The organism is Nonomuraea sp. LP-02, from assembly GCF_036289125.1.
In the GTDB taxonomy this organism is placed as follows: domain Bacteria; phylum Actinomycetota; class Actinomycetes; order Streptosporangiales; family Streptosporangiaceae; genus Nonomuraea; species Nonomuraea bangladeshensis.
On record NZ_JAXCLK010000001.1, the window covers coordinates 5992992 to 6014697 of the forward strand.

Sequence of the window (21706 nt, forward strand, 5' to 3'; positions counted from 1 at the left end):
GTACGCCCGCCCCACCCCGCGAGCTCCGCGGGAAGGCCGACAAGCCCTCAAGGACTACAGGTCGTTGGAGAGGTTGATCCGGATCTCCGTGTTGCGGTATCCAGCGCGCAGGAACGCGGCCGCCATCGGCGCGTTGCCCACGTCCGTGGTGGCGGTGACCCGCGCCTCTCCGTTCGCCACGTGGATGCGGGTGATCTCGGCGAGTAGCTCGTCCACGTATCCGCGCCCCCGGAACTCCGGGACCACCCCGAGATACCCCACGTTCACGCTGTACGGCGTCGCCGAGGGGATCGCCATGCCCGCCACCTCGCCCTCGTGCGTACAGGCGATCCGCCACCACTCCCGCTTGCCCGGAGCACCGAGATAGAAGTCCATCTCCGCTCGCGCGGTCGCATCCACCCCCTTGGTCGCAAGGCTCGCCCGGGTCTGGGCGTCCAGGCTGCCCTCTGCGATCCTCGCGAACACCGCCAGGAACTCCTCATCGGACGCCTCGGCGAACCGCAGCGCCCCGGCTGCCGTAGGTGATCCGTCAGTGGGCGCCCATTCGAACTGCAGTCGCTCCACCTCCAGGGTGAGGCCGGCCGCGCGTGCTGCCGCCCGCCGCCATTCCACGGCCGATGAGGTGGCCGGATCGTCACGCCAGCCGCCGGCCGCCTTGATCGCGTACTGGACCGGCCGCGGGAAACCGGCCAGCGCGGCCCTGATCAGTTCGGCGGCGACGGCGGCGCGGTCACCAACGGCGGGATCCACATCGAGGCAGTCGAGCGCGACAGGGTGCGCGCTGTCCTTCGGCCCCCACCACAGCGCCCGCCCCACGACGCGGTCGCCGTCCTCGGCGATCCATGTCCACTCCGGCCGGTACATGTTCTCCGCCAGTTCTGTGAGGTAACGGTCGGCGGGGATCCAGCCCACGGGCTCGGTCACGACCCACGCGGTCACACGGTCCACTTCGGCGGGGACGATCGCACGGTAGGAGATCACCCGACGAGATTAGCGAACCTTTGTCCCATAAGATCATTGAATGCCCGATTCCAGCAGCGGTCACCACGGGCTCATCCCGGTACGCAGGTAGTAGGTGACGACGTTCAGGACGCGTTCCCGCTCGCGGTCGCCGTTGTCCTCGCGGAGATGGGTCTCTCCGGCGGCCTCGACGGTCTCTTGGGCGACCTCGGCGAGGTCGGCGCCGGGCCGCAGCGCGTAGATCAGCGCCTGCACGGCCCGTTCCTTCAGCAACAGGCGGCCGTGCTCGGTGTCGTGCCCCGGCATCGCGCCGGGAACGGCGCGGGCTTCGGCGCGGTACCGGTCGCGCAGGCGGAAGAGGCGGTTGCGGGTCTCCTGGGCCGTCTCGCCGCGGTCGCCGGCCGCGATGAACCGCATCGCCTCCTCGATCGGCGGGCCCTCCAGGCCGGTGGTGGCGACGGCCAGTTCGGCGGCCACGAGGATGATCTCCGGCAGCTTGGCGGGGGTCGGGTCGGCGGCGATCGCCCCGATGCGCGGATCGCGTTCGGCGACGGCCCGCATGTCCGCGTCCAGCAGGTCCGCGGGCGTCACGGGGCGGGGCGGCAGCGGGTGCAACTGGACGCACAGGTGTTCCCGCCGCAGCCAGGAGCCGTCCACGCGCGCGCCGGACAGTTCCTCCCCGACGGCCAGCGCCGCGCCGAACCAGTGCCGCCGCCACTGCTCCTCCGACACCGGGAGCCCGGCCAGCCAGTCACGGCCGGACGCGGGGGCGATGCCGGCCAGGTCGGCGGGCTCGAAGGTGGCGACCAGCTCGCCCCGGGCCACGTACGTGACGCTCACCACGCCGTTCACGGTCCACCCCACGCTGTAGGCCTCGCCGTCGGCCGCCAGGTCGCGCAGCGTCCGCAGGCTCCTGCCCCGCGCGTTGAAGAGCTCCATGACGACCGTCCACGCTCCGTGCCAGGCGGCCAGCATGATGCCGTCGGCGTCGTCGGCGAGGTCATCGTAGGCTTCGCCTTCGGCGTCCTCCCAGGTGGCGGGGTGGGCGGTGGCCGGGTCGCCGCCGAAAGCACGCACCAGGCCGGCGAACGCCTCGTCGGACGCGCCGGTTCTGATCCAGGTCAGGCACCCGTGATCGGGGAACAGGTGCTGTGCGCGTTCGTAGGCGGTGAGGGAAACGTCCATGATGCTTCCAGTTCGGGGAGATGAGGAGGGGGCGCGAGACGCGCCCCCTCCGGTGAGTATCCCCGCCTCTCCGGGAGATCACCGAGGTGCGGCCAGGAGGCGGGAGCCGGTGACCGCCAGGCCGATCCCTTGCAGGACGGCGCCCGCGACCTCGAACCACTCGCTGCCGGCCACCAGCCCGGTCACGTGGAGCGGAGGCCAGGCGAGGACCGCGGCGGCCGCCCAGAGCGGGACCCTGCGGCTGCGGAGGAGGGCCAGGCCGAGCAGCAGCGTCCCGACCAGGTTGCCCAGCACGAAGAGGAGGAACACCCACAGGATGGACACGTCGCTCTGGCTGTTGTCGATGACGATCGCGTAGTCCTGGACGGGGCCGCCGTGCTCGGCCATGGCGACGTCGGTGATCCCGCTGAGGGCGATCCCGAAATAGCAGATGTACCCACCGGCCGTCAGTACCGCGCCGACGAATCCGAGTTTCGGACTCCGGTCTGCCACGAGCCGTTTGACGCCGAGAACCGCCGGGACCATGAGCATGCTGGCCAGCATCGCGGCGACGGCGCCGAGGCGGTACAGGCCGGGGTGGGCCGCGGCCAGGGCGAGCGCCTCCGCACCGCTGCCGTCGCTCCCCCCGGCGCGGGTGGCCCACGCGTAGGCGCCGTTGGCGACGACGAATCCCCAGGGCGCGGCGAACAGCGCCACGGCGAGCGGAACACTACGGGTGGGCGACGGACCGGCCGGTACAGTTTCCATGATTCTCCTCAGGAGGGTCAGCGGGGTCAGACCTGGCGCAGAGCCGGCGCGACCAGCGCGACGCCGCAGAGGGTGAGTACGACGCCGGCCACGGCCGCGATCACCGCCTCGGCGGGAACCCCGTCGAAGAAGAACGCGGGCACGGCGGTCAGCCCCGACAGCAGCCTGGTGACGATCACGGCGACCACGCCGGCCCGGCTGCCGCGCCAGGCCGGCACGATGCCGGCCAAGGTGACCAGCCCGAGGACGGCTCCCGCGGCGGCCACCGCGAACGGAGGGTGCTCGCCGTCGCCGAACGGCAGCGTGACCACGTCGATGAGACCGAGCAGGCCGCACAGGATCAGCCCGGCGACGAGGAGACGGGAACGCTTCATGGGATCCTCCCTGGGGATGAAGCGGGAACAGGTGCCGATTCGGAGTCTCGGCCGCTCGCCCGCTTCCCGGATCCGGGCAGGCACGGGACCTGTCTCCGTACTGGCACGTATTCACCGGGCGATCCCGGAGCCCTAGCGTTCAAGGTGTGACCATCAACCGTCTGTCCGCGTTCGCCCTGGCGGCCCTGACGACCGTGCTCGCGGGCGCCGGGGTGGTGCTGGCGACGATCGGCGGCGACGGCGGCGCCACGGCGAGGTTCGCGACCGGCGCGGCGCTGGCGCTCCCCTCGGTGGTGCTCGGGACGCTGGTCGCCGTCCGGCGTCCGGGCAGCGTGGTCGGCCCGCTGCTCATGCTGGTCGGCGCGACCGCGGTGGGGGTCACGGTCGACGACCTGTACGCCTCGGCCGTCGCCCGGCGGCCCGACCTGCCGGTTCCCGAGCTGTACGTGGGACTGTCGCAGGGCGACTGGATGTTCCTGTACGTGCCGGCGGCGCTGCTCATGCTGATGTTCCCCGACGGGCGGCTGCCGGGACGGCGGTGGCGGTGGGCGGTCGCCGGGCTGCTGGTCGTACCGACGCTCTTCATGGTGATCTGCGCGTTCGACCCCGATCCCTACCGGCCGCCGTTCGAGGCGGTGCCGCACCCCTTCCGGCTCCCTGAGCCCTACCTGCCGGTGCTGCGGACGGCGACCGTGGCGCTGTTGCCGGTCTTCCTCGGACTGCTGATCGCCTCCGCGGCGGCGGTGGTGCTGCGCTACCGGAGGGCGACCGAGGAGGTGGCGCGGGCGCAGCTCAAGTGGCTCGCGCTCGGTGCCGCCTGTCTCCCGCTGACGCTGCTGCTCTGCTGGGCGGGCTACCTGTTCTTCGGCGGGCCCGAGCCGGCGCTCATCGGCCTGGCGGCGACGGCCCTGACCATCCCGGTGGCGACCACGATCGCCGTACTGCGGCACGACCTCTACGACATCGACCGCGCCATCAGCGCCGCCGTCACCTACGGCCTGGTGACCGCGCTCCTGCTCGGCTTCTACACGGCCGCCTCGTTCCTGGTGGGCCTCGGCACCGGCCGGAGCTCGCCCGTGGCCGCGGCCGCCGGCACCGCCGTCTGCGCGGCCGCGCTGTCCCCGCTGCGCGTCCGGCTCCAGCACTGGGTGGATCGCCGGTTCTACCCGGCCCGGCAAGCCGTGCTGACCGCCGTCGAAGAACTGCATGACCGTACGCACGCGGGCCAGGCCCAGCCCGAGGAACTGGAGGCGACACTGCGCACCGCGCTGCGCGACCCGGCGCTGCGGGTCGGCTATCGGCTGCCCGGCACGTCCGGACTCGTCGACGCGACCGGCGCCCCGGTGGACCCCGGCGACGCCTTCGTCGCCCGCGTACGGCTCGGCGGCCACGACATCGGCGCCATCGTACGCGGTGGAGCGGGCACCCGGGAGTTGCTGCGGGAGGCGGCCGCCGCGGGCGCGCTGCTCATCGAGGTGGTCCGGCTGCGCATCGAGGTGAGCCGGGCGCTCGACGAGGCCGAGGCCAGCCGCACGCGGCTGCTGCACACCGGGTACGAGGAGCGGCGGCGGCTCGAACGCGACCTGCACGACGGGGCGCAGCAGCGCCTGGTCTCCCTCGGCATGGCGATCCGGCTGGCGCAACGGCATCTCGGCGACGGCACCGTGGACGTCGACGGCCTGTTCGACCAGTGGGTGGCGGAGCTGGCCTCCGCGGTCACCGAGTTGCGGCAGATCGCGCACGGCCTGCGGCCCAGCAGCCTCGACGACGGGCTCGGCAACGCGCTGTTCATGCTGGCCGGCAAGGTGCCGGTCCCCGTGACGCTCGACGTGGCGTCCGACGTGGCGGCCGACGACCCGCCCGATGACGTGGCGATGACCGCCTACTACGTCGCGAGCGAGGCGATGACCAACGCGGTCAAGCACGCCGGACCCGCCGCGATCGGCGTCCGCGTCACCCGTGCCGACGACCGGGTCACCGTACGGGTCAGTGACGACGGGCCGGGAGGAGCCGAGATCCGCCCGGGGACGGGTCTGGCGGGCCTCGTCGACAGGGTGCAGGCGGCCGGCGGCACGTTACGGCTGTCCAGCCCGGCCGGCGGCGGAACCCTGGTCGAGGCGGTGCTGCCGTGCGCATCGTGATCGGCGAGGACTCCGCCCTGTTCCGGGAGGGGCTGGCCCGCCTGCTTGCGGACGCCGGGCACGAGGTCGTGGCCAAGGCCCAGGACGCCCCGGGGCTGATCGCCGCCGTCACGTCCGCGAATCCCGAACTGGCGATCATCGACATCCGGATGCCGCCCGACCTCACCGACGACGGTGCCCGGGCGGCCCGGCAGATCCGCGACACCCACCCGGAGCTCGGCATCGTCCTGCTCTCCCAGCACGTCGAGACCCGGCACTCCGTCGACCTGGTGTCCCGCGGGAGGTTCGGCTACATGCTCAAGGACCGGGTCTTCGACGTCGACGACTTCTTCGACGCGCTGCAGCGGGTGGCCGCAGGCGGCTCCGCCCTCGATCCCGAGGTCGTCGCGCGCCTCATCGGCGGCCGCCGGGCCGACGACCCTCTGGCGTCGCTGAGCGCACGGGAGCGTGAGGTGCTGGCCCTGATGGCGGAGGGCCGTACGAACGTCGGCATCGCCCGGCGCCTCTGGCTGGCCGACCGGACGGTGGAGACCCATGTCAGCTCAATCCTCGCCAAGCTCGGCCTGGCCAACTCGGAGGAGGACCACCGCCGCGTCCTGGCCGTCCTCCTCTACCTCAACCGCCCCTGAACGCGTACTATCGTGACTCCTATGGAAAACCGCCCCTCGCCCAGGGACCCCCAGCTGTCACACCTCCGCGCCTCGGACAGCAACAGGGAGCAGATCGCCGCCGTGCTCGGCGAAGCCATGAGCACCGGCCAGCTGAGCCACGAGGAGTACTCCGAACGCCTGGACAAGGTCTACCAGGCCAAAACCATGGGAGAGCTCCAGCTCCTCACCCATGACCTCCAGACCGACCAGCGCCACCCGGTGACCGCGAACGTCGTCTCCAACCTGCCGGCCACGGAGTCCGCGCCCGAGAACGTCATCGCCGTCTTCGGCGGCAGCGAGCGCAAGGGCCGCTGGCGCGTCCGCCGCCAGACCACGGGGTTCGCCCTCTTCGGTGGCATGCGGTTCGACCTGACCGATGCCGAGTTCGAGGCGAGGGAGGTCGAAATCAAGATCACCGCGATCTTCGGCGGGGCCGAGATCATCGTGCCCGAGGGGATGGAGGTGCGCAGCGAGGGCGTCGGGATCTTCGGCGGCTTCGACGTACACGGCAGCGCGGACGTCGATCCGTCGGCGCCGGTGCTCGTGGTGAAGGGCCTGGCACTGTTCGGCGGGGTGAGCGGCAAGCCACGCCACCGGCACAAGCGCTGATCAGCCTGCACGCCAGAGGGCGGCGTGGGAGACATCGAAGGCGTCCTCCTCCTCCGAAATCACCGAGCCCACGGCGTACACCTGGCTCGTGCCGGGCCGCCGGGCCAGCGAGCTGACCTTCGCCGCGTACCCGGCCGGCGCGGGCACCCGGTGGCGCGTCCAGCGCCCGTCGGACAGATGCCAGAGCAGGTCGCCGCGGCCGAGCACCCACAGGCCGCCCCTGCCGTCGGGCTCCGCCTGGCCGAACCTGGTCATCCGCCCCGCAGGACGCCCCGAGCTCGACCCCAGCGGGCCCCAGTGGCAGGTCCACGACCTCCCGTTCCAGTGCAGAGCCACCGGGCGGCCCCTTTCCAGCGGCTCGCCCTCATCGTCGTACTCGTGCTCCATCAACCACGAGACTCCGCCCACGACCCACACGTCATCAGGGCCGATCACGGCGACATCCCGAAGGGTGCTGCCCGCCACGTCGTGGTCCGGCGTCTCGAGTACGGGCACCCCCATCAGACGCCAACCCGCCTGCTCCCAGCGCATCGCCACCGGCTGCCCGCTGTGCTCCCCCGTCACCGCCCAGACCTGATCGTCCTCCGAGCCGAGCGCGCCCGCCTGAGCTGGCAGCTGATGGTGGCGCCATTCCCGCCCCGTCCACAGCAGCCCCACCTGCCCGTTCACCGCCCACGTACGGTTCGCCCCAAGGGATCGCGCGGCGGTATAGGCCCACCCGATCGCGTCGGCCGCCGGCTTCACCAGCGCCTCCGAACGCCACCGGCCGCCCTCGTACGTGCCGATGAAACCGATCGTGTCCGCCCCCTTCCTGTCACTGGACTGCCCGAACACCCAGGCTTGATCCGCCGAGGCGGCGGCGAGCGCGACGACCGACTGCCCACCACGCTGGGGAAGGGAAGGAACCTCGAACGTCTGCCACGCGCCGCCGTCCCAACGACGCACCCCTCCGCTCCGGCCTTCCAACGCGCCTCCGCGCTCCCTTTCCTCCCAGAACGTGGTCCAGAGCGCGCCGTCCGCGCCCGCGGCGAGCAGGCCCATGGATCCGCGGTCGCGATCGACCCAGAGCGTGCGCCACGCCGTCGCGACATCGGACGCACGCAGGTCGTCACGCCCCTCCGGCGGCAGCGCACACCTCGCCGGCCGGGCCGGCAACGGCTGAAGCTCCGCAGCACCGACCGGCCGCGGCGAGATCACGTCCCCGGAGGCGCGACCAGGCGAGGACGTACGCCCGGCAGGGACCGTATCGGGACCGACCGCGCAACCAGCGACGGCCACCATCAGCACGGCCAGCACCCGACTCGCCGTTCTCATGCCGGGAGTCTCGCACGCCGAAGCATTTGCCGACCACGTGCACCGCTTCAGGCGCGAGACGGAAGCCATGGGGGCCCTCTGCCGTGATCTCGGTATGCATGACCAAGCACGCCCCATCAGCCGAAGTCACCGAGACTTGCTCTCCTCCAGATAGATCCGCACACGCCGACCGTCAGTGTTGTTGATGACGGTTCTTCCAGCGAGCGATCGCTTCAGGGTGAACTTCACCGGATGCCGGTAGCCAACCATGTTGGTGTACACGGGCTCCTCCCAGGGCCATTGCCGGGGGCAGTCCTTCTCCGCCAAGATCCCGATGACCACTTGTGAGGAGGCTTCGTCCAATTCGGTGTCCGTCACTCTCTCACAGAGCGTCGGAGATCCCTCGGGGGCGCCAAATATCAAATCGACCGTCAAACCCCTCGCTGGGCCGCTTTGGTGACGCTCAGCTCAGTGGCCTCGTACCGACAGTCGTACATCAACTGAATATCTTCCTGTACAAAACCACGCTGGCTGAGCAAGTCCAAGCTCAGGCCTCGCCGGAGGTCAGGCGGACGGCAGACCACGCCCGTGCCACCGGTGCCGCAGTTTTCACAGCGTTTCTGGCAGGAGAAACAGCGAATGGGTGTGATCTGGACGCACCACTGTGAAGTGCCGGCGATCGAGCGTGGCCACCTCCGAGATGTTGAGCCGTTCGGCGATCGCTATCACGGAAGCGTCGACCGCGCCCAGAGGCAGGCTGGAATAGGCCGCGACCAAACTGCTCATACGCAGAAGATCCTGGCCCGTGAGGTCAACCAGGGTCAGCCCTGCACCGAAGGTCCGCAGGAAGGCAGCCTCGGCCGCACTTCCCTGCCGCCTCTCAACCAGTTGACACACCTCGGTGACCACGGTGGACGGGACGAGCAACGGACCCGGATGTGTACGCAGAAGGCGTGCACACACCTCGTGGTGCCTGTCTTTGCCGTTGAGCGCCGCGACCAGCGGACCCGTGTCAAGGACGATCACAAGGGATGATTGTCCTCCGCCCGCAAGATCTCCTCGGCGCGTTCCGCGAAATCCGGCTCCGCCTCCAGCATTCCGATGAACGGCAGATCGCGCACCGTCTGCTGCTCATCGAGCTGATCCTGAACCAGACGGAGCAAAGGCGCGATCTTCTCCTCGGGCAACCGGTCGACCAGGTGATGAAGTTCCTCGCGCATCACGCTCATACCATCAAGCTTACGAGACATGAGCGTCCCAAGCCCGGGACACCCTTGTCCTGGTCGGACAGGGGCGTCCCGCCGAGCTAAGGCCTCGCCGGAAGTCCGGCCGACCGGGCAGGCCACACCCGTGCCGCCGATCCCGCAGCACCCGTTGCCTTGCGGCCGAGCTCAGCCGAGAGGTCTTGGCGGACGTCTCTGGAGGACCCCGGGGGCGTACGTCCTCGAATCTTCTTTCAGCAGGCCCCGAGGGCAAACTGCCAAGAACCGGCTACACCTGGACGTACGCGCCGCACCCGTCCCGCACAGCGACGGGCGAAGGCCGCCCTCGAAGCGGAGTGCGAGCGCCTCTTCGGTTTCGGCGTCACCCGGTTGCGCCCCGACGAGCCGGCGCTTCCTACCAACGCGGGCTACATCGTGATTGCCGATCCGGAGGGAAACGACTCCTGCTTGGGCTGAACGACGGGGAACTTCACACCGGTGAGGTCTTCGGAGACGGCCCACAGCCGCTGCTGGACGGCCACCTCGTACGACTCCGGGCTGGAGGTGACCAGCCGGGGGTGGCCCATGACCTCGAAGCGTCCGCCGGGACCGTAGTACTGACCGCCGAGTACGGCGGCGTCGGTGGCGGCGCGCAGGGTCGGCAACGCGCCCATCGCCGGCGTCTGGGTGATCAGCGGCGCGAGCCAGGTGAGCGGGAGCCGGAGGGCCGCAGGGGTGTTGCGGGCGAGCTCGGTGCTGGACATGCCGGGGTGCGCGGCCACCGCGACGGTGGTGCCGTGCGTGGCGAGCCGGCGCTGCAGCTCGTACGTGAACATCAGGTTGGCCAGCTTGGACTGGCCATAGGCGGCGGCCCGGCTGTAGGACCGCTCCCACTGCAGGTCGTCGAAGTGGATCGCGGCCCGGATGCGGTGGCCGGTGCTGCTGACCGTCACCACGCGCGAGCCGGGCACCGGCAGCATCAGGTCCAGCAGCAGCCCGGTGAGCGCGAAGTGTCCGAGGTGGTTGGTGCCGAACTGCATCTCGAAGCCGTCCCGGGTGGTCTGCTTCGGGGTGTACATCACGCCGGCGTTGTTGATCAGCAGGTCGATACGGTCGAGCCGGGACCGCAGCGCCGCCGCGGCGGTACGGACGGAGTCGAGCGAGGTCAGGTCCAGCGCCTGCACGATCACGTCGCCAGTCATGCGGGCCGCGGCCTGCTCGCCCCTCTCGACGTCGCGCACGGCGAGGACCACGGACGCCCCGCGCTCGGCGAGCGCCTTGGCGGTCTCGTATCCCAGCCCGGTGTTGGCTCCGGTCACCACGGCCACCCGCCCGCGCTGGTCCGGAATGTTCGCCGTCGTCCACTTCTCGCCCATGCCGGGCTCCCATCTAACGTACCGGAGGTATCTTCTCTCCGCCACGCTAAAGTACCTTCGGTACGCTGTCAACGTACCGTAGGTACTTAAGTTAGGCTGGCGATCGTGAGCTTCCAGCGGGCGCGGACCGAAGAGCAGCGGGAGATCCGCCGGCGGGCGATCCTCGACACGGCGTCGGCAATGCTCCACGAGATGCCCGTGGCCGCAGTCACCCTGAACGAGCTCAGCCGCCGGGTAGGCCTGGCCAAGCCGAACGTGCTGCGCTACTTCGAGTCCCGCGAGGCGGTGCTGCTGGAACTGCTGGACCGCTTCCTGCAGGAGTGGCTGACGGAACTGTCGGGCGAGCTGGCCGCCGGCATCGACGAAAATCTGCCCATGGCAGAGCGAGCTTCAGCGGTGGCAGAGATCCTCAGCCGCTCGCTCTCCAGCCGGACGGTGCTGTGCGACCTCTTCGGCGCACAGGGCGGCGTCCTGGAACACAACGTCTCCGTCGAGGTCGTAGCACGTTACAAGCGCGCCTCCCTGGACCGTCTGACAACCATGACCGCCCTGATCCAGAACTACCTGCCGGAGCTGGGCGAGAACGCAACACTGTTCAGCCTGCAAACCATGGTCATGGCCGGCGCGCTGTCGGCGTACAGCACACCCCCACCCAGCCTCCAGGCGGCCTACCGGGCCGAGCCCGACCTCGCCCGCTTCCACTTGGAGCTGAAGGAATCCTTGAAGCTGGCCCTGACCGCAACCCTCCTGGGCGTGCTACCCCGCCGCTGACCTGCCTTGCAAGTGGTAGGAGCCTGAGACAGGCCTCCTGTTTGCAAGGGACTTCCAAATGTCCACCGCCGTCTACAGTTGCTGGACGTGCCTGCTCAGCGGCTTCCGAGGCTTGATCAGCCTCCGGGTGCGTACAGCGGTGTCCACGGTCGTCGCCAGCACCGGTGTCAGCAAGATCGGCTGGTCCGATCGCCGGCTTCCCTATGTCTCCTCACACCTGCTTGGGCTGCGCAGCCGCAGCGTCTCCTCAGTCCACCCCGGGATCAAGACACGCGAGATACGGACGCTCCTGCTCAAGCCACTCGAAGCTCAACCTGGCCCCCGTGGTGAGCTCCACCGTCGCCAGTGCTGCCGCTTTCCAACTCTTGCCCCTTCTCCACCTGAAGTGTGGCGCCATGACCGTCAGCTCTGGCCAACGCGCCAGATTCGCCCGGTGCACCCACTCCTCCGGATACATGGCATCGACCATGAGCAACATCTCTCCGTCGGCGGCGAAGCCGATGCGGTTGTTGGCGTTCACGTTCCAGTAGACGCTGTAAGCGCGGGCGCCGACGCTGAGACGCTGCAGCGCCGGGGGGTGTACTCCGTGGAACCCATTGTACTCGAACAACTCGGTCACCGAACCGGACTGGCCCACCAGCACAGCCCAGGCACCCTCGTCGGAGTAGTCGTCCTCAAAGCGGGACACCTCCTGGACCTCGTGACTTGCGCCGCCACTCACCCGTTCACCAATCTCGGCAAGTGTGAGCGGCTTTCCGTCGTCAGGAACGACAACGGTCCAGCAAATGCCCGTTTCCAGCCAGTTATCCTTGAGTAAGCGCTGGTAGTAGCGATACACATCAGAACCCGCAGGCCGCCCATTGCTCATGTCATGTAACTCCGTCACTTCAGGTACATGGAGTACAAGATCTTCGCAGATGGGTAAGACAAGATCAGTTGCCAGATCGCGAGAGCCCAGGGCTACCAACGATCATCGTTCAAGTGCGCCGACGAAGATCCGCAGCCGGTTCGCGTGAGGGCTGGCAGATCCTCGCCGGCCTGACTGACAGCCTCGGTGGTCGACGGCCCCGGTGATTCGTCTTCGTCGAAGGCGTCGTACGTCCCGAAAGGCGCAACGGGCTGCGGTACTTGGCGAGTATCGCATCACCCCACCTGTGGCCGGATGCTCGGGCTCGCTGCCCCAGGCAGAACTCAGCCGCCTACTCTTCGACCTCGTTAGCCTGTGCGTGTTGACCCTTCAACCGGGAGAGGCCATTGCGATCAGACATCAGCCTGGATGAAATGGCTACTGAGCTCTCCCGGCTTGCTGATCTCTCGACGGCTGTTCCTTTGCCGGAATCCGAGGTTGTGGCCCTTGAGGAAGTGATCGGCGCGCCGCTTCCTGACGAGTTCCGGTCGTTCCTGTTGCGTTTCGGCCGGGGAGTTTCGCCCGGCCACATGCTCGACCTACGTTGGATTGTGGAAGAGACCCAATGGGAGCGTGAGTTTTTTCAGGAGGAACCCGAGGTCGCCGCCTACCCCTGGGAGCCCTTTCCGGCGACTCGGGATGATATGCGGCAACTGCGGCGCCTCGCCGCCGACGGGGCAGATCCCACCCTGTGGATGGACAAGCCCTCGCCTGGAACCATGTTCCTGTGCAGCCACGGGTGCTCGTGGATCAGCATGCTCGCCATGAACGGTGAGTACGCCGGCACCGTCTGGCTCACCGAGATGGGCGAGGCGAAGGACATGTACTGGTGGCCATCGGCTCCCTGGAGGGACGTCCAGCCGTCGGGCCGTCTGCATGGAGGCTGGAGCGAACCGGTGCCGTTCCTGGACTGGTACATGCGCTGGACACGGCAGATCGTCAGCCGACATCGGCGCTCGGGGCAGCCCGACTTGCCTTGACGGCAGAGACGTTCAGCCTGCCCCAAGCAGACGAACTCTCGCTCCTTGATCCATGGTCGCGCGGCGCGGCTGGTCTGACCTCCGCGAGGCCTGGAATTGCTCAGGGACCATGGGCCTGTGCAGAACCCCCGATCAGGTGCGCCGCTTCTCTTCGGTGACAGCGTGGCGGACGGCGCGGGTGTCCGTGAGATCCGGCAGCACGATATCCGCGCCCGCCGCCTGTAGTTCTGCGACGCTGTGGGTTCCGGTCGCGACCGCGACGATCCCGGCGCCGGCTGCGTGGGCGGTGGCGATGTCACGGAGAGTGTCGCCGACGATGACAGTGTCGGCGCCGCTGTGCCGGTGGCCGAGATGCTGCTGGGTGCGCTTGAAGGCGTGTGCGGGCAAGTCGGTACGTTCGAAGGCGTCGCCTCCATACGCGCCGAGACGGAAGTCGATGTGGCGGTCGAGTCCGAACACCTCCAACTTCAATACCGCGAGCGAATACAGGTTGCCGGTCAGTACTGACTGACGCACTCCTGGGACGGCCCCCACAGCCGTCAGTGCATCGGCCGCACCGGGCAGCGCACGCCCGTGAGCGACCAGGTCGCCCGCACGGTCCAGATGTTCTGCGATCAGCAGATCCGTGAAGGCGTCCAGCAGGTCAGCGTCGGGATCCAGGCCGTGAGCCCTCAGCGCATCAGTAACGGCGGCCAGTTCGGTGCGGCCGTCGAACTGCCAAGGTTGCTCCAGCGTCAGGCCTGTCGCCTTACGGAACGCTTCGGCATAGGCCTGGCGTGCGACGGTGCCGGCGTCGATCAGTGTGTGATCGATGTCCCAGAGCACCAGAAGGGGAGTCGGCGTGTCAGCTTGCATGGAAACCTCCATGGTTGTCGCGCGCCCACACGATCAGTCCTAAGACCATGAACACGGCACCGACCGCCGAGACCGCAGCCCATCCGCCGAACTGATAGGCCGCCGTGCCCGCAGTGGTGCCGGCCACGCCCCCAAGGGTGTAGGTGGTCATGTAGACGGAAGCGATCCGTGAACGTGCCACGTTCACAAGGCCATAGATCGCGGTCATGTTCAGCAGGTGCGCACCTTGTACCGCCATGTCCATCGCCAGGAGCCCGACGACGAGCCACACCAGGCCCTGGGTGCCGATCGCTGTCACTCCGAACGAGGCCACACCCACGATGAGGAGAATGCCGGTCAACCGGCGTTGCCATCCCCTGTCCACAGCACGACCGGCCGCCCGGGCCGCGATCGCACCGGCGACGCCGACCAGCGCGAACAGGCCGATCTCAGCTTCGCCGTACTGATACGAAGGCCCTGACAGCAGGAACGCCACGGTCGCCCAGAACACACCGAACGCGCCGAAGGTACAGGCACCGATCAGCGAGCGTCTCCTGAGCAGCGGCTCACTCACTGCCAGCTTGACAGTCGCCCGGAACTGCGCGGCGTAGCCGATGGCTATCTCCGCGGGGGCTGACGGCAGGCTGCATACCAGCACGCCGGAGAGCAGGAGTGTCACCACCGCGGCGCCCAGGAAGAGCGCACGCCAGCCGATCGCCTCGGCGGTCAAGCCGGCGATCGTCCGGGAGAGCAGAATGCCCACCAGGCCACCGCTGAGCATCGTCCCGATGACGCGGCCGCGCTCGTGCTCACCGGCGAGGGTGGCGGCGTAGGGGATGAGGATGTTCACCACACTCGCACCGGCCAGGCCGATCACTGCCCCTGCGGCCAGTAGTACGCCTACGGTGGGTGCCGTGCTGGTCACGACGAGCGCCACGACTTCGACGAGCAGGAGCAGGCAGACCAGCGGGCGTCGACGGACGATGTCACCGAGCGGCACGACAAGGACCAGCCCCAGCGCATAGCCCAGTTGCCCGACCGCAGGCAGGTACCCGATCTCGGAGGCCAGGGAGTACGACCGTGCCATGTCAGGCAGAAGCGGCTGACAGTAATAGAGGTTGGCTATGGTCACCCCGTAGCTCACCGCCAGCAGCCATACCTGATGGCCTGGAACGTGGACCGCCTGCCCCGTCCACGATGGCCGCCTCTCGTCGGTGGTCATTGCAGCGACGCTACGAGAACATTGGGCTTAAATTAAGATCCACCAGCATGTCGAATTCTTGGCCCACTTCCGGCGTCGATCTGCATCTGGAACTCGACCCGGCAACTGGCCGCCGCGCCGCTCTCGAGCAGGCGTTACGGGCCGCGATCCAAACTGGACGGCTGGCACCCCATGCCCGGCTGCCTGCCAGCCGCAATCTCGCCGCCGAACTCGGGCTGTCCCGCGGAACCGTCAGGGCCGCATACGACCAGCTCATCGCCGAGGGATACCTGACCGCCCGCCAGGGATCGGGCACAGCGGTGGCCAGGCTCCCACAGCGCCACACGGACAGCACAGCCGGTCGGCATGACCTGGCATCGCCTGGCCTCCGGCACGATCTCCGCCCAGGCCACCCAGATGTCTCTGCCTTCCCCACGACGGCCTGGTTGCGGTCCACCCGCCGGGCACTGGGCTCCGCCACAGCCGACGTGTACACCTATGACGACCCGCGCGGCCGGATCGAACTACGCACCGCGCTGGCCGAATACCTCGGACGCACCCGTGGCGTCCTCGCTCACCCAGACCTCATCATGATCACGAACGGCTACGTCCAGGCCCTGGCGCTGCTCAGCCGCGTACTCAGCGAGACCGGCACGGCTACCCTCGCGACGGAGGATCCGGGAGTCCCCTTCCACCGGGAGGTGATCCGTCGCAACGGCTCGGCGATCGTCCCGCTTGCCGTGGATGAGCGGGGCGCCCGCACCGACCTGCTCGGCACCCCCGGTTTCCCGCCGGTCGACGCCGTGGAGGTGACCCCGGCCCATCAGCATCCGACGGGGCACACCCTCGACCCACAACGCCGCCGGACCCTCATCGGCTGGGCACGCTCCAGCGGCGCCCTGATCATCGAGAATGATTACGACGGCGAGTTCCGCTACGACCGCCAACCCATCGGCGCGATCCAAGGCACAGCGCCCGACCATGTCGCCTACGTCGGAACCGTCTCCAAGACCCTCAGTCCCGCCCTGCGCCTGGGCTGGATCGTGCTACCGCATCACCTCTTGGAGCCGCTGATCGAAACCAAGCGCCACAGTGATCGCCACACTGAGACCATCGGCCAACTGGCGCTGGCGGACTTCATCGCCTGCCATGCTTATGACCGGCACGTGCGCGCAGGCCGGTTGCGCTACCAACGCCGGCGCGACCTGCTGCTGGCCCGCCTCCACGCTCAGCCGGGACGCCTGCCGACCGGTTTCTCCGTCCACGGAATCGCCGCCGGCCTCCACGTCCTGATCAGCTTGCCGGCTGGAGGGCCGACCGAGCAGCAGGTACTCCACACCGCAGCAGCCCACGAAGTGGGCGTGGGGCACTTGGGCGATCGCTGGCATGCCCCCGGAGACCATCCGCAGGGCATCATCGTGGGCTATGGAACGCCGAGCGAGCGCACCTACCCGGCCGCAGTCGACGCCCTCGCCCACGTCCTGCGGATCACGCATCGCGCATAGACCCCGCGAAGACGCCTTGTTCACTCACCAGCGGGAGCAATGCCCACCGGACAGGAAACCCCAGTGCCGCCGATTCCGCAGTACCCATTGGGCACTTTGTGCAGGTACTGCTGGTCTAGAGGCTCCTAATCTCGCCGCGACGATCTCCATGTGAGGCTGTGGATACGCTGCGGCAGCCCGAACTTTCGCTTTCAGGCGGACCAATCGCCCTGCTCGGGTAGCGGAGACCGTGGTCAGAGTGTGGTGGACGGTAGCCGAAGTGAGCCCGTGTGCAGGGACGTTGCTGTCAGGGCTGCTGTCACCGCGCTTGCGGGATCACGACCTTCGTCCGCTACTGTCGCGCGAGTCGATCTACCGGCAAGCGGAAGAACGGAGAGGCTGTCGTGACGCAGGCACCTCATGCGGAGACGCGCCTTCCTGCAAAGGCACTCCGCATCGGGGCGGTTCTGGCCGCCTCCGGGCCGGTCATCCTGAAGACCTCCAGGGTCAGCGCGGCAGAGCTGAACATCGGGATCTGCTGGGGAGCTGACCCTGTCGCACCCGTCCTCATGACGACGAGCCCGTGGTGGCAGCTGCTGTCGTGGGGCGAACTCCTGCTGCCGGTGGTCCTGGCCGGTCTCCTGGTGTGCGCCCCGCGCCGGACCACGCTCCTCGGAAGCGCGGCGGTCTGCGCCGTCCTCGCGTTCAGGCTGTTCGTGATCTCCCTCCCGTCCGATGCCCGCCCCCTCACCGACCGGGCCCTTCCCGTCGATGAGCCCTGGCTGTCGATCGTCTGCTACACCGTGGCCATCGTCACGCTGCTCGTGGCGGCACGTTCGCCCCTGCCTCTGGCGCGGAAGGGAATTGCGCTCTGGGCGGCGGCCATCGTGGCGGCTGCGTGGACAGTCGGCCGGCTCTTTCTGCCGATCGGTGAGTCCACCTCCTTCGGCTGGTTCGCCTACACCCCGTCGGTGGAACTGCTGTGGAAACGACCCGGGGCGTGGTCCTGCAAGGCCGACGTGGACGGTGTGCTGATCGTGCTCATCGCCTTGGCCGCGGTGGCCGGCGGCGTCATGGCAGGCCGGACGCGGCACCGGGTCGCATGGGGGATGGGTGCGCTCCTCCTCCTCGCCGCGGTCGAGGGGTTCGTGACGGTTCTCATCGTCGCGGGTGCCGAATACCTCGCGTACGCCACCAAGATGATCCGATGGCACCTCCTGGCCGCAGCAGCGCTCGTCATCGCGACCACTTTCCGGGATCGACCACCAGCAACCGAGCTTGATGAGCCCCACCCGCTATAGACGTAGACCGGGGAACGGTGGAGACCCCTTCATTACGAGCCAAGCGGAAGCTCCTGATCCATAGACGGCGCTGCCGGGTGGCAGTGTGGCGCAGTACGGGACGACCAGCCTGCGTGAGGCGGCGTTGCTGTACTTCCGTGCTGTACAGCAGACGACAGCACCCGCATATCCAGTGGCAAGCCGACCCGGAGAGCAGGGCCGCCAGGCCCGAGCACCGGAAGCGGCGCGGCAGCCAAACTGCGTGCTCGGACATCCATCATGACCAGGCCTAACAAGCAAGGAAGAACATCGAAGCGCCTACCCCGGGCGTCAACGATCCATTGACATTTCCGACGATCACCCAGAGTGATCGATGCAGGTTAAGTGCGCTCACCCCATGCCATCATCCAGCTTCTAGCTTCCGATAAGTGAAGATGATCTTTATCTAGCTCCTCGAGTACGGTTAATACTTTTAGCAACAGCACAACCAACCTCGAAGGGGTATCAATGCCCAACCGTCAGACAGGCCATCGATTCGCCCAGGAATGCATCTTCAACCCCTCGGGGCATGGCACTCCGATCCCCGCAATTGCTGTCGTCATAGTGATACTGGTGTTCACCGTCATCCCTGTAGACGGCGAGAGACTCGCCGCCATCGCCACGCTCCTCGGGGCCTTGGGGGCGATGTTTCCGGTCGACGCTGAGGCCCGTCGATAACGGACGACCTCTCTCGTTCGTCCTCGGTCTCCGAACTGGTGGATGACCATATTGCCGCCCACATCCATTCCGTCCGAACGTCACCCGGCTCGAACGAGCTGCCCAGCCGCCTTCGTCGCCGCTGATCCAGGTAGGCCTTCTCACCCGAAGAGGATCCTACCTGGAACTTTACGAACCGCCGTTCTGCCGCTTGCCGACTTCTAAGGCCTAGAGCCTCAGCGATTCGCGCGAATGATATCCCGCGCTTCCGCGCCTTGCTCAGCAGATCGCCTTCAGCGAAATCCAGGGTTTGCCTTATCCCAGCGACCAATGTCAGGGCGTTCAAAACATCCTCGTCAGACACTCTCACGCCATAAGGAGGATTGGCCACATACTCAACCACAATGGCCGCCTTGGACGTAAACCCTCGACGGGACTTGCGAATTCCTTCAAGATGGCGCTTTAGTGTCACATCAATAGCCTCATAGAACATATAGGCTAAGGACCTTTTTGTAGGCTCTTCGCCCACTTCTCCACCAATCGCTCATACGGCTACGTAAGCTAACTTTACCTCCGAAGCGTCTATAGGCTCGGCCCATAGAGCAGCAATGCAAGTACCCGTCCCACGTACAGGTGGACCCATCAGTGGGACCACAGGGGCGCGTGGGCGGTGCTGGTCGCGACCGGCGCTGGAGCCGCAGCGCGGCCAGCGACCGCCCTACGCACGACAGGTCGCCGTAGGCGGGCTGCCCTTGAACCTGTAAGGAAGGTTGTCGCCGAAGACGGCTCTGGCCCGTGATCGACACCGGGCGTGCCGGGCGACCATGGGCCAGGATCTAGCTATCTCCGCAGGTCTACGCCTCGCCGGACGTCAGGCCCACCGGGCAGGCGACACCCGTGCCTACGAGCGTGTATCTATGTGACCCATGCGACGAGCTGCGATCTACTGCCGGATCAGCCAGGACCGCGCGGGCGCTGGATTGGGCGTCGCCCGCCAGGAAGCCGACTGCCGAGCACTGATCGAACGCCGAGGCTGGCACGTGACCGACGTGTACTGCGACAACGACGTCAGCGCGTACTCGGGAAGCCCGCGTCCCGCCTGGCAACGACTTCTCGACGACATCGGGGCCGGAACCATCGACGCGATCGTGTGCTGGCACGTAGACAGACTTACCCGTTCTCCACGCGAGCTGGAAGACGTCATAGATCTGGCCGACCGACGTGGCATCGAGCTCGCCATCGCCACCGGGGAGATTGACCTCGCCACACCGACCGGACGACTGATCGCACCCATGCTCGGAGCCGCCGCCCGTCACGAAGCAGAGCACAAGGCCGAACGGCAGAAGCGCCAACGACGACAGAACGCCGAAGCAGGCAAGGTCTCCGGGGGCGGGATGCGCCCCTACGGCTACGCCGAGAACCGCATCCCGGTCATCGAGGAAGAGGCCGAAATCATCCGGGAAGCCGCCCGGCGCGTGTTGGCCGGCGAATCACTGGCCAGCGTGTGCAAGGACTTCGAGCAGCGTGATGTGAAGACCCCCACCGGACGCCATTGGATCCCGACGACGTTGCGCCGGCTGCTGGCCGCAGCCCGGATCAGCGGACGACGAGAGCACACCCCACGAAGCAGCTACGGAACCACTCGCCCTCTGGTGGGCGAGATCGTCGCCGACACCGTTTGGCCCGCGATCATCAGCCCAGCCGACTCCGACCGACTGCGCGCACTGCTCAGCGACCCAGCCCGCAACTACCGCCGCCAGGCCGCTACCGGACGTACGTATCTCCTGTCTGGCATCCTGCGCTGCGGCAGGTGCGGACATCGCATGAACGGCCGCCCACGACAATGCGTCCCGCGCTACGTGTGCCCGAACGTGCCCGGAAGCGGCTCGTGCGGCGGCGTCGCCACCAACGCCATCCGCACCGCGACCACGTACGGGACATGCTCCTCACCGCCCTCGACTCTCCCGCCCTCGCCGAACGCATCCGCCAGGACTCCGGAGACGACGACAACCTCGCCGACGCCGTACGAGCCGACGAAGAACTCCTCGAAGAACTCGCCGAAGCCTGGGCCGCCCGCGAGATCAGCCGCAAGGAATGGATGGCCGCACGTACACCCATCGATCTACGGCTGGAGAGAAACCGTGCCCAGCTCACCAGCCTGTCCCGAACCTCGCCGCTCATCCCCTTCATCGGCACGGCCCAGCCAGTTGGGAGACCATGAACGTCTCTCAGCAACGTGCGATCGTCTCTGCCGTCATCCGCACCATCACCGTCGCACAGGCCAACCTTCGCAAGAAGTGGGATCCGGATCGCTTCACTTTCGAGTGGATCGCCTAAGCAGCTTGGCGCGGGCGTTCTGACGCGATCCCAACGAGCCGGAACACCGACGCCACCCGCTCCAGCACCGCCAGATCCTCAACAACCGGCGGAAGCCCCTGCGTCGCCCGAGATGCCGCAACCCGCGCCCGCATCTCGTCATTCACTCATCCGACCAGTGAGCGACCGTCCGCCGCCATAACCCACCACGCGGTACCGCTCGTCTGGGTCCCCCTCTCGCCGCATACGCCGCCTCCTCTCACGCTCCTCCCTTCGTCCGACCAGACAAGAGTGCGACAAGCAGGCCCTCCAAGGCACCGCACAGCAGGACACCCACCAGACGCCCCGGATCAGAGCGGACGTCCCGAAGCGTCCCTAAGCAGCAAGCGCTCCCACGGAGCTGGTGACAGACGACAAGAGCAGCAGTACTCCGGCGTCTGAGGAGACGTAGATCGAAAGCAACTTCTCTTCTCGCTATCAAGGGCAGCCCGCCTGCGGCGGCCTGCCGCGCGTCAGGCGGTCGCTGGCCGCGCTGCGGCTCTCTGGCCGGTCGCGGCCCGCGCCGCCCGCGCAAAGTGCCGAGAGCGCAACTGACGAAGGCAACATGACTGGCTGTTTCAGCGGTTGACTGCTGCGACCGAAGACGTGCACTCTAGTGAAGAGGTGAAGGGGCCATTACCCGGCAATACCTAATTGCCAA

The 21706-nt window shown here is 67.9% G+C and carries 21 protein-coding genes and 1 pseudogene; 9 read left to right on the plus strand and 13 right to left on the minus strand.

The genetic code is table 11. The features are described from left to right. Nucleotides 1–54: 54 nt before the first annotated feature. The 4 genes from SMD20_RS28115 to SMD20_RS28130 all read right to left on the minus strand — a co-directional run bounded on the left by SMD20_RS28115 (nucleotide 55) and on the right by SMD20_RS28130 (nucleotide 3266). Nucleotides 55–981 (minus strand): GNAT family N-acetyltransferase, encoded by a 927-nt coding sequence (locus tag SMD20_RS28115; RefSeq protein WP_329586773.1) that lies wholly within the window; start codon nucleotides 979–981, stop codon nucleotides 55–57. 60 nt (nucleotides 982–1041) lie between these two features. Beyond that, nucleotides 1042–2145 carry a hypothetical protein gene (locus tag SMD20_RS28120; protein WP_329586776.1) on the minus strand — a complete coding sequence of 368 codons (1104 nt, stop codon included), beginning with the start codon at nucleotides 2143–2145 and terminating at the stop codon, nucleotides 1042–1044. A gap of 78 nt (nucleotides 2146–2223) precedes the next feature. Further along, entirely contained in the window at nucleotides 2224–2892 is a 669-nt protein-coding gene (locus tag SMD20_RS28125) for a DUF4386 family protein (RefSeq protein WP_329586779.1), read from the minus strand. A gap of 26 nt (nucleotides 2893–2918) precedes the next feature. Then, on the minus strand, nucleotides 2919–3266 hold the full coding sequence (locus tag SMD20_RS28130; RefSeq protein WP_329586782.1) for a hypothetical protein: 348 nt from the start codon (nucleotides 3264–3266) through the stop codon (nucleotides 2919–2921). 146 nt (nucleotides 3267–3412) lie between these two features. On the opposite strand from SMD20_RS28130, the gene SMD20_RS28135 reads away from it, so the two are divergent. The 3 genes from SMD20_RS28135 to SMD20_RS28145 are packed head-to-tail and all read left to right on the plus strand — an operon-like array spanning nucleotide 3413 to nucleotide 6666. Continuing rightward, nucleotides 3413–5407 (plus strand): sensor histidine kinase, encoded by a 1995-nt coding sequence (locus tag SMD20_RS28135; RefSeq protein ID WP_329586785.1) that lies wholly within the window; start codon nucleotides 3413–3415, stop codon nucleotides 5405–5407. Beyond that, nucleotides 5395–6036 carry a response regulator transcription factor gene (locus SMD20_RS28140; protein ID WP_329586787.1) on the plus strand — a complete coding sequence of 214 codons (642 nt, stop codon included), beginning with the start codon at nucleotides 5395–5397 and terminating at the stop codon, nucleotides 6034–6036. The genes SMD20_RS28135 and SMD20_RS28140 overlap by 13 nt, the downstream gene beginning before the upstream one ends. A 21-nt stretch (nucleotides 6037–6057) precedes the next feature. Further along, on the plus strand, nucleotides 6058–6666 hold the full coding sequence (locus tag SMD20_RS28145; protein ID WP_329586788.1) for a DUF1707 SHOCT-like domain-containing protein: 609 nt from the start codon (nucleotides 6058–6060) through the stop codon (nucleotides 6664–6666). Here the strand turns inward: SMD20_RS28145 and SMD20_RS28150 are convergent, their stop codons facing one another. The 4 genes from SMD20_RS28150 to SMD20_RS28165 all read right to left on the minus strand — a co-directional run bounded on the left by SMD20_RS28150 (nucleotide 6667) and on the right by SMD20_RS28165 (nucleotide 9188). Next, nucleotides 6667–7980 carry a hypothetical protein gene (locus SMD20_RS28150; RefSeq protein ID WP_329586791.1) on the minus strand — a complete coding sequence of 438 codons (1314 nt, stop codon included), beginning with the start codon at nucleotides 7978–7980 and terminating at the stop codon, nucleotides 6667–6669. A gap of 126 nt (nucleotides 7981–8106) precedes the next feature. Beyond that, nucleotides 8107–8337 carry a hypothetical protein gene (locus SMD20_RS28155; protein ID WP_329586793.1) on the minus strand — a complete coding sequence of 77 codons (231 nt, stop codon included), beginning with the start codon at nucleotides 8335–8337 and terminating at the stop codon, nucleotides 8107–8109. Nucleotides 8338–8568: 231 nt separating this feature from the next. Beyond that, nucleotides 8569–8985, minus strand: a complete 417-nt coding sequence (locus tag SMD20_RS28160; RefSeq protein WP_329586796.1) for a type II toxin-antitoxin system VapC family toxin — start codon at nucleotides 8983–8985, stop codon at nucleotides 8569–8571. Continuing rightward, entirely contained in the window at nucleotides 8982–9188 is a 207-nt protein-coding gene (locus SMD20_RS28165; RefSeq protein WP_329586799.1) for a hypothetical protein, read from the minus strand. The genes SMD20_RS28160 and SMD20_RS28165 overlap by 4 nt, the downstream gene beginning before the upstream one ends. Nucleotides 9189–9338: 150 nt before the next feature. Here SMD20_RS28165 and SMD20_RS48415 point away from each other — a divergent pair, with 150 nt between their 5' ends. Next, the gene (locus SMD20_RS48415) at nucleotides 9339–9638 is read left to right on the plus strand and encodes a VOC family protein (RefSeq protein WP_442942509.1); all 300 of its coding nucleotides are present in this window, start codon (nucleotides 9339–9341) and stop codon (nucleotides 9636–9638) included. Here the strand turns inward: SMD20_RS48415 and SMD20_RS28170 are convergent. Beyond that, nucleotides 9590–10537 (minus strand): SDR family NAD(P)-dependent oxidoreductase, encoded by a 948-nt coding sequence (locus SMD20_RS28170; protein ID WP_329586801.1) that lies wholly within the window; start codon nucleotides 10535–10537, stop codon nucleotides 9590–9592. The two genes, SMD20_RS48415 and SMD20_RS28170, sit on opposite strands and share 49 nt — an antisense overlap. A 105-nt stretch (nucleotides 10538–10642) precedes the next feature. Here SMD20_RS28170 and SMD20_RS28175 point away from each other — a divergent pair, with 105 nt between their 5' ends. Beyond that, nucleotides 10643–11308, plus strand: coding sequence for a TetR/AcrR family transcriptional regulator (locus tag SMD20_RS28175; RefSeq protein ID WP_329586803.1), 666 nt, complete (start codon nucleotides 10643–10645; stop codon nucleotides 11306–11308). A 247-nt stretch (nucleotides 11309–11555) separates the two neighbouring features. Here SMD20_RS28175 and SMD20_RS28180 read toward each other — a convergent pair whose 3' ends face one another. Then, on the minus strand, nucleotides 11556–12176 hold the full coding sequence (locus SMD20_RS28180; protein WP_329586805.1) for a DUF6461 domain-containing protein: 621 nt from the start codon (nucleotides 12174–12176) through the stop codon (nucleotides 11556–11558). Nucleotides 12177–12589: 413 nt separating this feature from the next. Here SMD20_RS28180 and SMD20_RS28185 point away from each other — a divergent pair, with 413 nt between their 5' ends. Continuing rightward, the gene (locus SMD20_RS28185; RefSeq protein ID WP_329586807.1) at nucleotides 12590–13195 is read left to right on the plus strand and encodes an SMI1/KNR4 family protein; all 606 of its coding nucleotides are present in this window, start codon (nucleotides 12590–12592) and stop codon (nucleotides 13193–13195) included. Between the two features lie 132 nt (nucleotides 13196–13327). On the opposite strand, the gene SMD20_RS28190 is transcribed toward SMD20_RS28185, so the two are convergent. Next, nucleotides 13328–14050, minus strand: coding sequence for an HAD family hydrolase (locus SMD20_RS28190; protein WP_329586810.1), 723 nt, complete (start codon nucleotides 14048–14050; stop codon nucleotides 13328–13330). Beyond that, entirely contained in the window at nucleotides 14040–15251 is a 1212-nt protein-coding gene (locus tag SMD20_RS28195) for an MFS transporter (protein ID WP_329586813.1), read from the minus strand. Before SMD20_RS28195 ends, SMD20_RS28190 begins: the two co-directional genes overlap by 11 nt. Nucleotides 15252–15298: 47 nt before the next feature. Between SMD20_RS28195 and pdxR the strand changes: the two genes are divergently transcribed. After that, entirely contained in the window at nucleotides 15299–16735 is a 1437-nt protein-coding gene (gene pdxR, locus SMD20_RS28200; protein WP_329586816.1) for a MocR-like pyridoxine biosynthesis transcription factor PdxR, read from the plus strand. Nucleotides 16736–16755: 20 nt separating this feature from the next. Here pdxR and SMD20_RS28205 read toward each other — a convergent pair. After that, nucleotides 16756–16860: pseudogene (locus SMD20_RS28205) on the minus strand (peptide-methionine (S)-S-oxide reductase MsrA); the annotation flags it as partial. A 258-nt stretch (nucleotides 16861–17118) separates the two neighbouring features. On the opposite strand from SMD20_RS28205, the gene SMD20_RS28210 reads away from it, so the two are divergent. Then, nucleotides 17119–18015, plus strand: coding sequence for a hypothetical protein (locus tag SMD20_RS28210; RefSeq protein ID WP_329586818.1), 897 nt, complete (start codon nucleotides 17119–17121; stop codon nucleotides 18013–18015). A 1601-nt stretch (nucleotides 18016–19616) separates the two neighbouring features. Next, the gene (locus SMD20_RS28215; RefSeq protein WP_329586821.1) at nucleotides 19617–21050 is read left to right on the plus strand and encodes a recombinase family protein; all 1434 of its coding nucleotides are present in this window, start codon (nucleotides 19617–19619) and stop codon (nucleotides 21048–21050) included. Nucleotides 21051–21706: the final 656 nt, after the last annotated feature.